The organism is Aggregatibacter sp. oral taxon 513 (genome assembly GCF_018128305.1).
Lineage (GTDB): Bacteria > Pseudomonadota > Gammaproteobacteria > Enterobacterales > Pasteurellaceae > Aggregatibacter > Aggregatibacter segnis_A.
Window position 1 is genome coordinate 48,003 of sequence record NZ_CP072381.1, and the last position, 14,316, is coordinate 62,318.

Below are 14,316 nucleotides of genomic sequence, written 5' to 3' on the forward strand. Positions count from 1 at the left end.
GTCATTGATTATTCACTTTGCGACCACGCATAAGGCAATAGTGCCGTATCCAGCAGAAAAGACAATGGCACATCCAAAATCGGTAAGCCCCAGCGCATTGTCATCTCGACATCGTATTTTGTGCCGGCATAAGCGCGATAAGGTTCTGTCGGATCCACGAGTTTTACTACCGTGCCACAGGCGCTTGTGGTGAAAAGTGCGGTCGAAAAAAGCACTGTTTTTAAGGGTTGAAATTTCATAAGCGGCCGGATTTTACACCAAATAAGAAAAGATGTGGAAAAGTTTAAACAGGATTTTTTGGGCAAAAAAATTGCGCCGTTGGTTTTCCTTCGGCGCAATAAAATTTAAGTTACATTACATTAGAAACGGTAAGATGCATTGGTGCTGAAGGTATTACCTTTAACATTTTCACCATCAAATTTGTGACTAGTACGTAAATATTCCAAACCTAATTCAAAGTTTGGTGCTAAGTTCGCTTTTACGCCTGCACCTAAACCATAACCGGCTTTTGTTTCGGTGGTTTTGATTACTAGTCCATCGTAGTGATCTGTTGCATCAAATTTTACGATTTCAGCACTTACTTTTGCATAAGGCAACACAGATGGGGTCGCACGGTAGCCTAGCAAATAACCTACACCTAAACGGCCTTTTTGTTGTACTTTAGTGTCAGCGTCATCCACTAATGTTGAATTGTGTGGTTTGAGCTTGCCTTCAACGATACCTACAACATTTTCACTATGGTTGAAACCATAGTCCGCAATTAAATCTACGTTTGAGATGCGTTTTGCATCTTCGTATTTGGTTGTACCTACGCCAACACCTACACCGAAACCGGTGAAATCAGATGCGACTGCGGAAGTTGAAGCAAGAACAACCGCGCTAAGTGCTAAAAGTGTTAATTTTTTCATAAGACCCTCTGTCTGATTGAGTTAAAAAACGGTGTGAGTATAGGCATTTTTACTATAAGGATCAAGATCCTTTGGTGATATCAAGGAGCTTGAAAGACGAAGTGCGGTCTGTTTTTTCGGTGTCTTTTGATCTTGTTTTCAAGGGGATTTCTCATGCGCCCTTGTTCGATTTTCGCTATAATGCGACAACATTTTATCAACATCATGAGATGATTATGGCTCAAATTGCTGCAAATCCCCTTGTCCTCGTGGACGGTTCTTCTTATTTATACCGCGCCTTTCACGCTTTCCCTCCGCTTACCAACTCCAACGGTGAACCGACAGGCGCCATGTATGGTGTGCTGAATATGTTGAAAAGCTTGATCTCACAGGTTCAGCCAAGTCATATTGCGGTGGTGTTTGATGCCAAAGGCAAAACCTTCCGCGATGAAATGTTTGAGCAATATAAATCTCACCGTCCGCCGATGCCGGACGATCTGCGCAAACAAATTCAGCCGTTGCATGACATGATCCGGGCATTAGGCATTCCGCTGTTGGTGGTGGAAGGCGTAGAAGCGGATGATGTGATCGGCACATTGGCGTGCCAAGCCTCAAAAAACGGGCAGAAGGTACTTATTAGTACGGGCGACAAAGATATGGCACAGCTGGTGGACGACAACATTATGTTGATTAATACCATGAACAACAGCTTGCTGGATCGTGATGGCGTGATTGAAAAATACGGTATTCCGCCGGAGTTAATTATTGATTATCTGGCATTGATGGGCGACAGCTCCGACAACATTCCCGGTGTCTCCGGCGTAGGCGAAAAAACAGCGCTAGGGCTTTTGCAGGGCATCGGCAGCATGGCACAAATTTATGCCAATCTGGATAAAGTCGCCGAACTGCCGATTCGTGGTGCGAAGAAACTCGGTGAAAAATTGCTTGCTGAAAAAGACATGGCAGATTTGTCCTACGCGTTGGCAACCATCAAAACCGACGTGGCATTGGCATTTTCTCCGCAAGAACTTGCGCTTGGTGACAGCAACAATGATGCCTTAATCGAATATTTCGGGCGGTATGAATTCAAACGCTGGCTAGGCGAGGTGATGAACGGCGCCAGTTCCGTAACTCAACCGACGCAATCGGTGAAAGTTAACCCTTATCAAGCGACGCCGGCAGTCAAAACCAATGAAAGTGCGGTTGAAAATTCCATTAAATTTAAGATTGACCGCAGCCGCTATGAAAATATTCTGACTGAAGCGGATTTAGCTCGTTGGGTGGAAAAATTGAGTGCCGAGAAACTGATCGCGGTGGACACCGAAACCGACGGGCTGGATTATATGTCCGCTAAGTTGGTCGGCGTGTCTTTTGCGTTAGAAAATGGCGAAGCGGCGTATTTACCGTTGCATTTGGATTATCTCGGAGCGCCAAAAACGCTCGAAAAAAGCACCGCACTTGGTGCCCTCAAACCCATTTTAGAGAATCCGAATATCGGTAAAGTCGGACAGAATCTCAAGTTTGATATGACCATTTTCGCCCGCAACGGCATTGCGTTGCAGGGCATTGAATTCGACACCATGTTGCTTTCTTACACCTTGGACAGCACCGGTCGACACAACATGGACGACTTAGCTAAGCGTTATCTCGGGCACCAAACCATTGGCTTTGAAGACATTGCCGGCAAAGGGAAAAATCAGCTGACGTTCAACCAAATCCCGCTAGAGCAAGCAGGCGAATACGCGGCGGAAGATGCCGACGTGACCATGAAATTGCAACAAGTGTTGTGGGAAAAACTTCAGTCGCAACCCAGTTTGGTGGAACTCTATCAGTCCATCGAATTGCCGTTGCTTGGCGTGTTGTCGCGTATGGAGCGTTGCGGCGTACTGATTGATTCTGATGCACTGTTCCTGCAGTCCAACGAAATTACCGAAAGATTGGCCGCACTTGAAATGCAGGCGCACGAACTGGCGGGGCAACCGTTCAATTTGGCGTCCACGAAACAGTTGCAAGACATTCTGTTCGATAAACTCGGCTTGCCGGTGTTGCAAAAAACGCCGAAAGGCGCACCGTCCACCAATGAAGAAGTGTTGGAGGAACTGGCGTACAGCCACGAATTGCCGAAAGTGTTGGTGGAACATCGCGGTTTGAGCAAACTGAAATCCACTTACACCGACAAATTGCCGCAAATGGTGAACTCGCAAACCGGGCGCGTGCACACCTCTTACCATCAAGCCGTAACGGCAACCGGGCGGCTTTCTTCCAGTGATCCGAATTTGCAGAATATTCCTATTCGTAACGAGGAAGGCCGTCGCATTCGCCAAGCCTTTATTGCCCGCGACGGTTATAAAATTATTGCCGCAGACTACTCGCAAATCGAGCTGCGCATTATGGCGCATTTGTCCAACGATACCGGTTTGATTAATGCGTTCGCGCAAGGCAAAGATATTCACCGTTCCACCGCGGCGGAAATTTTCGGTTTGCCGTTGGAACAGGTGACGAGCGAACAACGCCGCAACGCGAAAGCCATTAACTTTGGGCTGATTTATGGTATGTCCTCTTTCGGGCTTTCCCGTCAGCTTGGGATTTCCCGCGCGGATGCGCAACGCTACATGGATTTGTATTTCCAACGTTACCCGGGCGTGCAAACCTTTATGCACGACATTCGTGAGAAGGCGAAAGCGCAAGGCTATGTGGAAACCTTGTTCGGACGCCGTTTGTATTTGCCGGAAATCAATTCTTCCAACGCCATGCGTCGTAAAGGCGCAGAACGGGTTGCGATTAACGCGCCAATGCAAGGCACCGCCGCCGACATCATCAAACGCGCCATGATTAAATTGGATGAAATTACGCGTGATAATCCGGATATTCACATGATCATGCAGGTGCACGATGAATTGGTGTTTGAAGTGCGGTCAGAAAAAATCGCGTTTTTTAGCGAGCTCATCAAACAACATATGGAAGCGGCCGCTGAGCTTGTGGTGCCGCTGATTGTGGATGTCGGCGTGGGCGAGAATTGGGACGAAGCCCACTAAGGTTAAGGAGAGAACATGGCACACAAAATTATCTGTAGCGCAGATTTTACCGCCACCCGCGCTTGGGGTGGTTTGGATATCACTGAAATGAATGGCATCAGCGTGCGGTTACATTGGACGGATGAGCCTTATAAATGGCATATCAATGATGGCGAGGAAGTCTTTGCGGTGATGGACGGCGTGGTGGAAATGCACTACAAAGAACGCGGCGAAGCCAAAAGAGTGTTGCTAGAAACCGGCGATATTTTCTATGCCGGCATCGGCACCGAACACGTCGCGCACCCGCAAGGCGAAGCACGGATTTTGGTGATTGAAAAGGCGGGGAGTGTTTAAAAATAAAAAGAGCGGTCGGTTTTAAAAATGTTTTTATATCGACCGCTCTTTTTTATTCTTTTGCCAATTGTTTTTGAGGAGCGCCAATCTAAGGGACACAGATCAAATGAACAATTACAGCGCCTGTTTCACCGCCACATCCAAACCTGCTGTTGTGCGGCCAAGCAATTTCTCAAGGGTTTTGTCTTCTGAGAATAATGCACCGTTTGACGCATCCACATCCCATTGTGCAATTAAGCCTGCAAAACCGGCATCTAAACCGGCTTGAACAAGCGCAGCAGCGTAATCTTCTGCCGGAATATCCACGTAAGGGATTTCTTTACCTGTTTGTTTGCTGATTTCTGCTGCAAGATCAGCTAACGTCCAGCTGGTTGATCCGGCAAGCTCGTAAGTTTGGTTTTCATGACCTTCACTTAATGCAACATTTACCGCTACTTCAGCAAGTTCTGCACGGAGTACAGACGAAATTTTGCCGTTTTTTGCTGAACCGTAGAAAGCATTGTTTGCTAATGCTGCCGGAATTGAAGCCGTGTAGTTTTCGGTGTACCAGCCATTGCGTAAAATGGTGTAAGTGATACCGGAGGCTTTTAAGGCAGCTTCGGTTTCAACGTATTCACCAGCAAGGGATTTCACGGTATTGTCGTTGGTGGCGCCGAGTAAGCTGGTGTAAATGATGTGTTTCACGCCTGCTTTTTTCGCGGCCTCAATCACGTTGTTATGTTGCACAAAACGCTGACCGATTTCATTACTTGACACCAAAATTAACGTATCCACGCCTTGTAACGCTTCTACTTGCCCTTCTGTTTTTGAATAATCAAATTTGCGGGCTTCTACGCCGGAAATTTTTTCCGGGGAACGTACAAGTGCAATGACTTTGGCATTTTTGGCTTTTAATAAATTTAACGCGATTGCGCCAAATTGACCTGTTGCACCGGTAATTGCGATAGTTTTAGTAGTCATGATGTTTTCCTTCTCGTTAAGTTGAAATGATGTTTGAACATTTGATTGTTCGCTTGATGTGACGTATTATATTTCAATGCTTACTTTTGAGAAGTACTTACATAAACGTAAGTTTTGAAATTTTTTGAAAATAATTTTTAATCTATTGATTTTTAAGGAAATAAAAATGGAAAAAAGTATTGAGCGTGGTAATGTATTGGCTTCTGCCTGTCCTTCCCGGCAAATTTTGCAGCATTTAACCAGTCGTTGGGGCGCATTAGTATTAGTGAGTTTGCATTCCGGCACCAAGCGTTTTAGTGAACTTCGCCGAGCTATTGATGGTGTGAGTGAACGTATGTTGACAAAAACCTTGCAGGAACTCGAAGCGGATGGCATGTTAATTCGCAAATCCTATAATACAGTACCACCACAAGTGGATTACACCTTGACGGAGTTTGGTTCTCAGGCGTCCAATAAAATGTTTGAGTTGGTGGATTGGTTGGAAACAAATCTTGACGGAATTTTGGCAAAAAAGCAGGCGGCTAATCCGTAGGATTTACTACACGATGATTCCTAAAGTGCGGTTAAAAATCCAAGTGTTTTTTCCACCGCACTTTTTTCCGCCTTTCCTTTATCCTGCCTCGTGTTTTCAGTATAATGGCACACATTTTCTCCACCTAAATAGACAGAACATATTATGACAAAATTTAATGTAAAAACTTTCCAAGGCATGATTCTTGCCTTACAAGAATACTGGGCGAACCAAGGCTGCACCATTGTGCAACCCTTTGATATGGAAGTGGGCGCGGGGACTTCTCACCCGATGACCGCATTACGCGCGTTGGGTCCGGAACCGATGGCGTTTGCTTATGTGCAACCTTCACGCCGTCCGACCGATGGTCGCTATGGTGAAAACCCAAACCGTTTACAGCATTACTACCAATTCCAAGTGGTGATTAAACCCTCTCCGGATAATATTCAAGAATTGTATTTAGGTTCCCTTGAAATGCTTGGTTTTGACCCGACCAAAAACGACATTCGTTTTGTGGAAGATAACTGGGAAAACCCAACCTTAGGCGCATGGGGCTTGGGCTGGGAAGTGTGGCTAAACGGCATGGAAGTGACCCAATTTACCTATTTCCAACAAGTGGGCGGCTTAGAATGTAAACCGGTTACCGGCGAGGTGACTTACGGTTTAGAGCGTTTGGCGATGTACATTCAAGGCGTGGATTCCGTGTATGACTTAGTTTGGTCTGATGGCCCGCTGGGCAAAACCACTTATGGCGATGTGTTCCATCAAAACGAAGTGGAACAATCCACCTACAATTTTGAATATGCCGACACCGATTTCTTATTCCATTGCTTCGATCAATATGAAAAAGAAGCCAAAAGCTTATTGGAATTAGAACGTCCGCTGCCATTGCCGGCTTACGAGCGCATCTTAAAAGCAGCACACAGCTTCAACTTGTTAGACGCGCGCAAAGCAATTTCTGTTACTGAACGTCAACGCTACATTTTACGCATTCGTGCGTTAACCAAAGGTGTGGCAGAAGCCTATTATGCCAGCCGTGAAGCCTTAGGTTTCCCGGGTTGTAAAAAATAAAGCGAAAAGTCACCGCACTTTATGTGTTAACAGGACGATAGATATAAGGAGAACATCATGAAAGATTTTCAATATCCGGACGATATTTACACCGAAGCTGAACCGGATGAAAACACGCTGGCAAATTTAGGGCCTTTAGCGCCTATGGCGGGAATTTGGGAAGGTAAGCGCGGGTTGGATATCAACCCGAAAGCCGAAGGGGCGGTGAAAGATCCTTATATCGAATATTACGAATTGCAACCAATTGATGCGCAAACCAATGGACCACAATTATTTTACGGTTTGCGCTATCACACGCATATTGTGCAGCCTGATGAAGTGGAAACCTTTCACGATCAAGTAGGCTATTGGTTATGGGAACCGGCAACAGGCAATATTTCCTTGTCGTTAAGTATTCCTCGTGGACAAAGCCTCATTGCCACCGGTAATGCGGCGGCAGATGCCAAAGAATTTACGCTAAAAGCCGTGCGCGGCTCTCTAACGAATGGCATTATCTCTAATCCGTTTTTAGAGCAATCCTTCACCACAGAAAGCTATGAAATTACGGTGAAAATTCATGAGGATGGCACGTGGTCTTACGATCAAATTACCACGATGATTATCCCGAATTACGACAAGCCGTTTGAGCATCGCGATCGTAACCGTTTAACCAAAATCGGTGAACCGATACTCAATCCGACCGCACTTGCTGTGGCAAATAAAAAGTAAGGTATTGCGATGAAACCTATTCTTTATTATGCCGAGCAATGTCCCGATACAGCACCGTTTGTGGCGGAATTAAAACGCCTTGGTGTGGAATATGAGAAAGTGGAAGTTTTATCTTCTATTCCTAATTTGAAACAATGGTTGCGTTTACGTGATCGTCATCCTGCATTTGATGAGGCGAAAGCACAAGGTTATGCCGGCTTCCCTGCGTTATTGTTGGACGATGATCGCGTTATCTTGGATCAAACCCAATTAAAAACCGTTTTTGCTTGATATGAGCACCATGCTTAAACTCGCTAAATTTTGATAAACCTCGTTCAATTTTATTAAATCCATTTTATGAAAAAGATACATTCTCAACCTACATTTATTGCGCTGTTTGTGGCGTTAAACATAACCCCAGCGGCTTTTGCCGGACATGTCTATTCCGGTGTGGATTATCAATATTTTCGTGATTTTGCCGAGAATAAAGGTAAGTTTACGCCCGGTGCGCAAAACATTGCGGTGGTGAATAAAAAGGGCGAGTCTGTCGGTACCATAATGCAAAATGCGCCGATGATGGATTTTTCGGTGGTTAGCCGTAATGGTGTGGCAGCGCTAGTTGGCGATCAATATATCGTCAGCGTGGCACACAACGTGGGCTATGGAAATGTTGATTTTGGCATGGAGGGTAGCAATCCTGATCAGCACCGATTTGCTTATAACATCGTTAAACGAAATAATTATAAAAACGACCCAACTCACCCTTACATGACGGATTATCACAATCCTCGATTAGCCAAATTCGTTACAGAGGCAGCACCGATAGAAATGGTGCCAAATATGCATGGCAGCACCTATAGCGATTTAGACAAGTATCCGATGCGGGTGCGAATCGGTAGCGGTCGGCAATTTGTGCGTGATGATCAGGACAATTATCACGAGATTTCAAGCGCATATAACTATAGAACCGCAGGCAATACTTTCATGCAAGGCTGGGCGAACAATGGTGAGGTCAGTTTAAGTGGTGATGTGCGTTATCCGAACCAATATGGCGTATTGCCAATTTCCGGCTCTTTCGGTGACAGTGGTTCCCCGATGTTCATTTATGATAAAACCGCAGGGAAATGGCTGATAAACGGCGTATTGCGTAGCGGGCACCCTTACCAAGGCAAAGAAAATACCTACCAAATTGCACGTAAGAATTATTTGGATGAAATCATTGCAAGAGATTTGGTCACGGTATTTGAACCTACAGCAGCCTCTTATGACTGGGCAACAGACGGCAATGGTAGTGGCACCTTAACCAAAGGTAGCCGTGTTGTTACGACCACACCACTGGCCAATTACAGCCTGCCTTCTTCCGGCAGAGATGAATCTTTTGGATATGGCGGACCAAACCCTTATATGCCGGCACAGCATCACGGTAAGAATATTTACTTTGGAAATATGCAAAGTGGCACGATAACCCTGAAAAATAATATCGATCAGGGTGCCGGTGGGTTGACCTTTGAAGGGGATTTTGTGGTGCAGCCTACCACTGACGAAACCTGGAAAGGTGCTGGCGTTTCAGTGGGGGAAGGCAGTACGGTTACATGGAAAGTCAAAAATCCGGCAGGCGATCGTTTGTCTAAAATTGGGCAAGGCACGTTGTTGGTTAATGGCAAAGGCGAAAACCTTGGTGATATCAGTGTAGGGGATGGTGTTGTCGTTTTAAATCAACAAGCGGATGAACAAGGCAAAAAACAAGCCTTCAAGCAATTAGGCATTGTGAGCGGTCGCCCGACGGTGAAATTAGAAAGTGCCGACCAAGTCAATCCAAACAATATTTATTTCGGCTTCCGTGGTGGACGTTTAGATCTCAACGGTCATTCGCTTACCTTTAATCGCATTCAAAATACCGATGAAGGCGCACAAATTGTCAACCACAACAAAGACATGGTAGCCACCGTCACGCTTCTTGGTAATGCACAAATCAATAATGAAAAGAATATTAATCAATCAAAAGCCACTGCGTTTAACGGCTGGTTTGGTGAAACCAATGCGGCACTTCACAACGGTCGATTAAATGTCGTTTATCAACCTACGCACGCCGATAGCGTCTTTTTATTGTCAGGCGGAAGCAATTTAAACGGGAATGTTACACAAGAAAACGGCACGTTAGTTTTTAGCGGTCGCCCAACGCCTCATGCTTACAACCACTTGAATAGACCTGCGCTCATTGGACGACCTCAAGGCGAAGTGGTAATGGATGATGACTGGCTAAGCCGTACCTTTAAAGCGGAAAAATACATCATTAACGGTGGAAGTGCGGTCGTTTCTCGAAACGTTTCTGCGATAAACGGCGATTGGCAATTAAGCAACAACGCCAATGCTACATTAGGTGTGACCGACAAACAGGCGAATTTCATTTGTGCGCGTTCTGACTGGACGGGGCTGACGAAATGCGCCAACCAAACCTTATCTGATAAAGTCTTTGCGAGCATTGAACGCAGCAAAATCAATGGTAATTTTGTCCTGAATGACAGTGCGAAATTATCGGTTGTAGGACTTGCAGATGTTATGGGTAATGTGGTGTTAAACGGGCAAAGTCAATATCACTTGGCACATAAAGCCACCCAAACCGGTGCCCTTTCACTTAATAACCAAGCCTCAGCAACGGTTGAAAATGCGACTTTGACGGGGGATGCAACGCTTTCTGAACAGGCAAAATTAAACTTCATTAATGCTCGTTTTGATCATCAAATTCAAGGCAGCAAAGATACCTTGGTTTCTTTGTCAGACAATGCAAACTGGATGTTACCGAACAGTACAACAATCGGTAATTTAAGCCTCAATAATGGGCAAGTGACACTGGATTCGGGTATCGCGTCTCAAGCGAATGATCAAACATTTAAGAAACTTACGGTGCTAGGTGATTTAAACGGAAAGGGAACGTTTAGTTATCCTACTCATTTGCAAGAAAATAAAGGCGCACATGTGACAGTGAATGGCTTGGCAACAGGTGATTTTGTGTTAAACGTACGCAATACCGGCGTAGAGCCTCAAACCTTGCAACAGCTCAGTTTATTGACTCTGACAAATGCTGCTCAAACCGATAACGTTAAGGTTTCTTTGGCAAATGGCAAAGTCGATGCGGGGACATATCGCTACGAGCTAAAAAATGATAATCACGATTACCGTTTATATAATCCGAAAAAAGAACTGGAGTTGGTAGAACAGGCTCGTTTAGAGGAAGAGAAGCGCAAAGCGGAAGAGGCACGAATCGCCGAAGAGAAACGTAAAGCAGAAGAAAAACGACTTGCTGAGGAGAGACGCAAGGCAGAAGAAGCGGCAAAAACCGCTGAAGAGAAACGTAAGCTAGAGGAAGCACTTCGAATTGCGGAAGAAAAGCGTAAAGCGGAAGAAGCTCGAATTGCGGAAAATAAACGTAAAGCAGAGGAAGCTGCACGAATCGAGGCAGAAAAACGTAAAGCCGAACAAAAACGCAAAGCAGATGCGCAAACGCAAAAAGAGATGATCAGCCGTTATTCAAATAGCGCCTTATCCGAGTTATCTGCAAGTGTGAATGGCGCTTTGCTCATTATCGATGAATTAAATAAACATCTTGTTGGAGAGAGCCAATCTCATGTATGGGCAAATACGGTTCGTGCTTCTCGTCGTTATGAGGCAGATGAATTCCGTGGTTACAAGCAAGAAAGCTATTTAACCCAGTTAGGGGCACAACATATTGATGACAACTACCGCGTCGGTTTATTGTTCTCTCATGCCCGAGCGAAGAATACTTTTGATGATAATATCCGAAACAAAAATCGTCTGATGATGCTATCGGCTTTCGGTAAATATGATTTTGCTAACGGCTTGAACATTACAGCAGACATGAGTTATGGCTCAAGTACGGGTGAAATTCGAGGTAAATTGCAAGATGCGGATATTCAACGCCATATTGTCGCTTTAGGCGCAGGGGTGGGGTATCAAATCAATTTAGGCAAACTTGCTGTTAAACCAAATATGAGTCTTCATCGCTACCACATTTCCGGCGAAAATTACCAATATGAGCAATCAGAAATTCATGTACCTGCCGCGAATTTTAATGTTTACCAAGCGGGCGTGACGGTGGATTATTCGTTTATGCCATGGCAAGGCGTAACCCTTCGTCCATCACTTAGCGTCAATTATGTGGATGCCTCCGATTCCAAGCTTGCCGTACAGGTGAATCAAATACCGTTGATGCAACGTTTTGATCGTTATTGGCAGCAAGAAATCGGTTTAAGTGCCGGTTTTGGTGGCTGGCAGGTTGGCGGTTATGCTGCCCAATCTCGCGGCAAACAGTTGGATAAACAACATCAGTTTGGTTTGAAAGTCGGGTATCGTTGGTAAAGCCGTTGAACCCGACAAATACAAACATGAAAGAAGATAGCATTGTGCTGTTATTGAATTATTCTTATTTAGGAAGGTAAAAAAGATGAAAAAAACACCTCAAATTCTGACCGCACTTTTGCTGGTTTCTGCCTTTGCGGACGGTGTATTTGCCGAGGAACATCACCCAAATACACCGAGTGCAGAGTATGAGCTTGAGAAAGTCTTGATTTTTAGTCGTCATGGATTGCGCTCGCCGGTGGAAAAAGATCCACAGGAAATGGCGAAATATTCCCCCTATGCTTGGGCAAAATGGGATGTGCCATCCGGTTATCTCACGGCAAAAGGCACTGTGCTAGAAACCTATTTTGGGCAATATTTAGGTCAGTGGCTGGCAGACAAAGGGTTGTTAACTGCAGAACGTTGCGCATCGGGTGAAGGTATTTTCGCTTATGCCAATGGGGTACAACGCACCATTGCAACAGGGCAAGCCATTGTGGCCGGTGCATTTGCGGGCTGTAATGTTCAACTGCAACATCATGGTAAAATTGGTTCAGAAAAAGATCCGATTTTTAACACGCAGGCGCACAATCCAAGTCAAGCCTTGATTGAATCTGCAAAAAATAACGTTGATTTAACCGCTTTACAGCAAAAATTAGCGCCAAATTATGCGCTATTGAGTGAAATCATTGATTATAGAAATTCACCAAACTGTTTACAAAAAGGCGAATGTGATTTAGGTGGAAAAGTCGGTGAATACAGTATTAAAGATGGCAAGCCGGTCAAGATTACTGGCTCTATCAGCACAGGAAAGAAAATTGTCAGTGCATTATTGCTTGCGCATTATGTGGGCAAACCTGATGCAGAAATCGCCAACGGTCGCGTGGATAGCCAAGAAAAATGGCGTGCGATTAATGAAATTAAAAACGAATATTACCGCACTTTATTTAAAAACAACGAAGCGTTAGCACAAAATGCCTCATATCCGTTGTTAGCATTTATTCAGCAACAGCTAAATAGTGAAAACAAAATTAGCTTATTGGTTGGACATGATTCGAATATCGTCGCTTTGCTTGCAGCACTAGGCGTTGAGCCTTATGAGTTGAATGATTCATTAGAAAATATCCCAATCGGTGGTAAGTTACTATTTGAAGTGTGGAAGCATAAGCCAAGTGGCAATCTCAAATTTAAGTTGGATTATGTGTATCAAAGCACCGAGCAGCTAATTAACATCACGCCACTGAGCTTAGCGACACCACCAAACCAAACAGCATTAACCCTTAAAGGCTGTGAAAAAGATGAAAAGGGCTTTTGTGATTATGAGCGGTTTCAACAGGTGTTGAGTGAAGGGATTGAGAACGGCAAGAAGTAGCTTTCATGCAACCCTATGAAAAATACTTAAAAGAGAATTCGCAGAAATTGCGAGTGGATCAAACGGATGCGGAAAGAAAGCTATGGCAACGCATCAATCGAGATCAATTATTAGGTTTTCGATTTAATCGACAAAAGCCACTTTTAAGTTATATCGTTGATTTTTATTGTGCAAAAGCAAAGTTGATTATCGAATTGGACGGTAGTCAGCACTATGAACCTGATTATCAGGAAAAAGATGCATTGCGAGATGCGCAATTAAATTCACTTGGTTTTACGGTGATGCGATTTAGCAATGATGAAGTCATGTGTGAAATTGAAGCGGTAGTCGAGCAAATTTATTTATTTTTAGAGAATGTAAGGGCGGATTGAGTATGAGCGTTAAGTAGCTCTGCCAAATCTCCCCTAACCCCTCTTTACTAAAGAGGGGGATTTCTTGAGTAAATTGATAGTAACTGACTCATTTACATTTTAATTTCAATAAAGATTAAATTACCTGCTTTCAAAAAAACGTTAAAGTAGAATATAGGTATTTAATTCTGCAAAGATCCAATCCCCTCTTTAGCAAAGAGGGGTTAGGGGAGATTTGGCAGAAGTGACAACGAAGAAAATATAATGAAGCAACATACTTATCAAACTACCGTAGAGTGGGTGGGGAATTTAGGGCGAGGCACATCCTCTTATACTGCGTATGAGCGAGATTTTATTGCTTCGGCATTGAATAAACCTAATATTTTAGGTTCTGCTGATCCTGCTTTTCGTGGTGATAAAACACGTTGGAACCCAGAAGATATGTTATTAGCCTCCATTTCTGCCTGTCATAAATTATGGTATTTACATTTTTGTGCTGTTAATAACATTATTGTGCAAGAATACCGTGATGAAGCAATAGCAATTATGGATGAAGGCAGTTCTGAACAAGCAGGACGTTTTATTTCAGCAACATTAAAACCTCGTGTAAGAATTTCAAGTGAGTCGGATGCTGTTAAGGCATTGGCATTACATGAAAATGCGCATCACGCGTGTTTTATTGCAAATTCACTTAATTTTCCAGTGAAATATGAAGCTATTATTGAAAAAGATTAAATTAAAATAAAATGGTGCC

At 44.2% G+C, this 14,316-nt stretch carries 13 protein-coding genes; 10 read left to right on the forward strand and 3 right to left on the reverse strand.

Translation table 11 applies throughout. The annotated features are described in order from the left end of the window. Positions 1–8: 8 nt before the first annotated feature. Complete coding sequence (locus tag J5A60_RS00245; protein WP_048750586.1) at positions 9–239, reverse strand: hypothetical protein; 231 nt, start codon at positions 237–239, stop codon at positions 9–11. Positions 240–359: 120 nt separating this feature from the next. Then, complete coding sequence (locus J5A60_RS00250) at positions 360–908, reverse strand: porin family protein (protein WP_048750585.1); 549 nt, start codon at positions 906–908, stop codon at positions 360–362. Between the two features lie 215 nt (positions 909–1,123). Here J5A60_RS00250 and polA point away from each other — a divergent pair, with 215 nt between their 5' ends. Both polA and J5A60_RS00260 read left to right on the forward strand, forming a co-directional pair. Beyond that, complete coding sequence (gene polA, locus J5A60_RS00255; protein ID WP_212510194.1) at positions 1,124–3,922, forward strand: DNA polymerase I; 2,799 nt, start codon at positions 1,124–1,126, stop codon at positions 3,920–3,922. A gap of 15 nt (positions 3,923–3,937) precedes the next feature. Continuing rightward, positions 3,938–4,255, forward strand: a complete 318-nt coding sequence (locus tag J5A60_RS00260) for a cupin (protein ID WP_212510195.1) — start codon at positions 3,938–3,940, stop codon at positions 4,253–4,255. A gap of 114 nt (positions 4,256–4,369) precedes the next feature. Here J5A60_RS00260 and J5A60_RS00265 read toward each other — a convergent pair whose 3' ends face one another. Continuing rightward, the gene (locus J5A60_RS00265) at positions 4,370–5,215 is read right to left on the reverse strand and encodes an SDR family oxidoreductase (RefSeq protein ID WP_212510196.1); all 846 of its coding nucleotides are present in this window, start codon (positions 5,213–5,215) and stop codon (positions 4,370–4,372) included. A 166-nt stretch (positions 5,216–5,381) separates the two neighbouring features. Between J5A60_RS00265 and J5A60_RS00270 the strand changes: the two genes are divergently transcribed. From J5A60_RS00270 to J5A60_RS00305, 8 genes are all read left to right on the forward strand, one after another. Beyond that, entirely contained in the window at positions 5,382–5,747 is a 366-nt protein-coding gene (locus J5A60_RS00270; RefSeq protein WP_212510197.1) for a helix-turn-helix domain-containing protein, read from the forward strand. Between the two features lie 141 nt (positions 5,748–5,888). Beyond that, complete coding sequence (glyQ, locus tag J5A60_RS00275; protein WP_048749789.1) at positions 5,889–6,797, forward strand: glycine--tRNA ligase subunit alpha; 909 nt, start codon at positions 5,889–5,891, stop codon at positions 6,795–6,797. Between the two features lie 57 nt (positions 6,798–6,854). After that, positions 6,855–7,505 carry an FABP family protein gene (locus J5A60_RS00280; protein ID WP_212510198.1) on the forward strand — a complete coding sequence of 217 codons (651 nt, stop codon included), beginning with the start codon at positions 6,855–6,857 and terminating at the stop codon, positions 7,503–7,505. 9 nt (positions 7,506–7,514) lie between these two features. Next, positions 7,515–7,775, forward strand: coding sequence for a hypothetical protein (locus tag J5A60_RS00285; RefSeq protein WP_109104240.1), 261 nt, complete (start codon positions 7,515–7,517; stop codon positions 7,773–7,775). Between the two features lie 66 nt (positions 7,776–7,841). Then, entirely contained in the window at positions 7,842–11,861 is a 4,020-nt protein-coding gene (locus J5A60_RS00290) for a S6 family peptidase (protein WP_212510199.1), read from the forward strand. 85 nt (positions 11,862–11,946) lie between these two features. After that, positions 11,947–13,212: a histidine-type phosphatase gene (locus J5A60_RS00295; protein ID WP_212510200.1), complete on the forward strand. Its 1,266-nt coding sequence runs from the start codon at positions 11,947–11,949 to the stop codon at positions 13,210–13,212. A 5-nt stretch (positions 13,213–13,217) separates the two neighbouring features. Next, on the forward strand, positions 13,218–13,583 hold the full coding sequence (locus J5A60_RS00300; RefSeq protein ID WP_212510201.1) for an endonuclease domain-containing protein: 366 nt from the start codon (positions 13,218–13,220) through the stop codon (positions 13,581–13,583). A gap of 243 nt (positions 13,584–13,826) precedes the next feature. Next, positions 13,827–14,297 (forward strand): OsmC family protein, encoded by a 471-nt coding sequence (locus J5A60_RS00305; RefSeq protein WP_212510202.1) that lies wholly within the window; start codon positions 13,827–13,829, stop codon positions 14,295–14,297. Positions 14,298–14,316 lie beyond the last annotated feature (19 nt).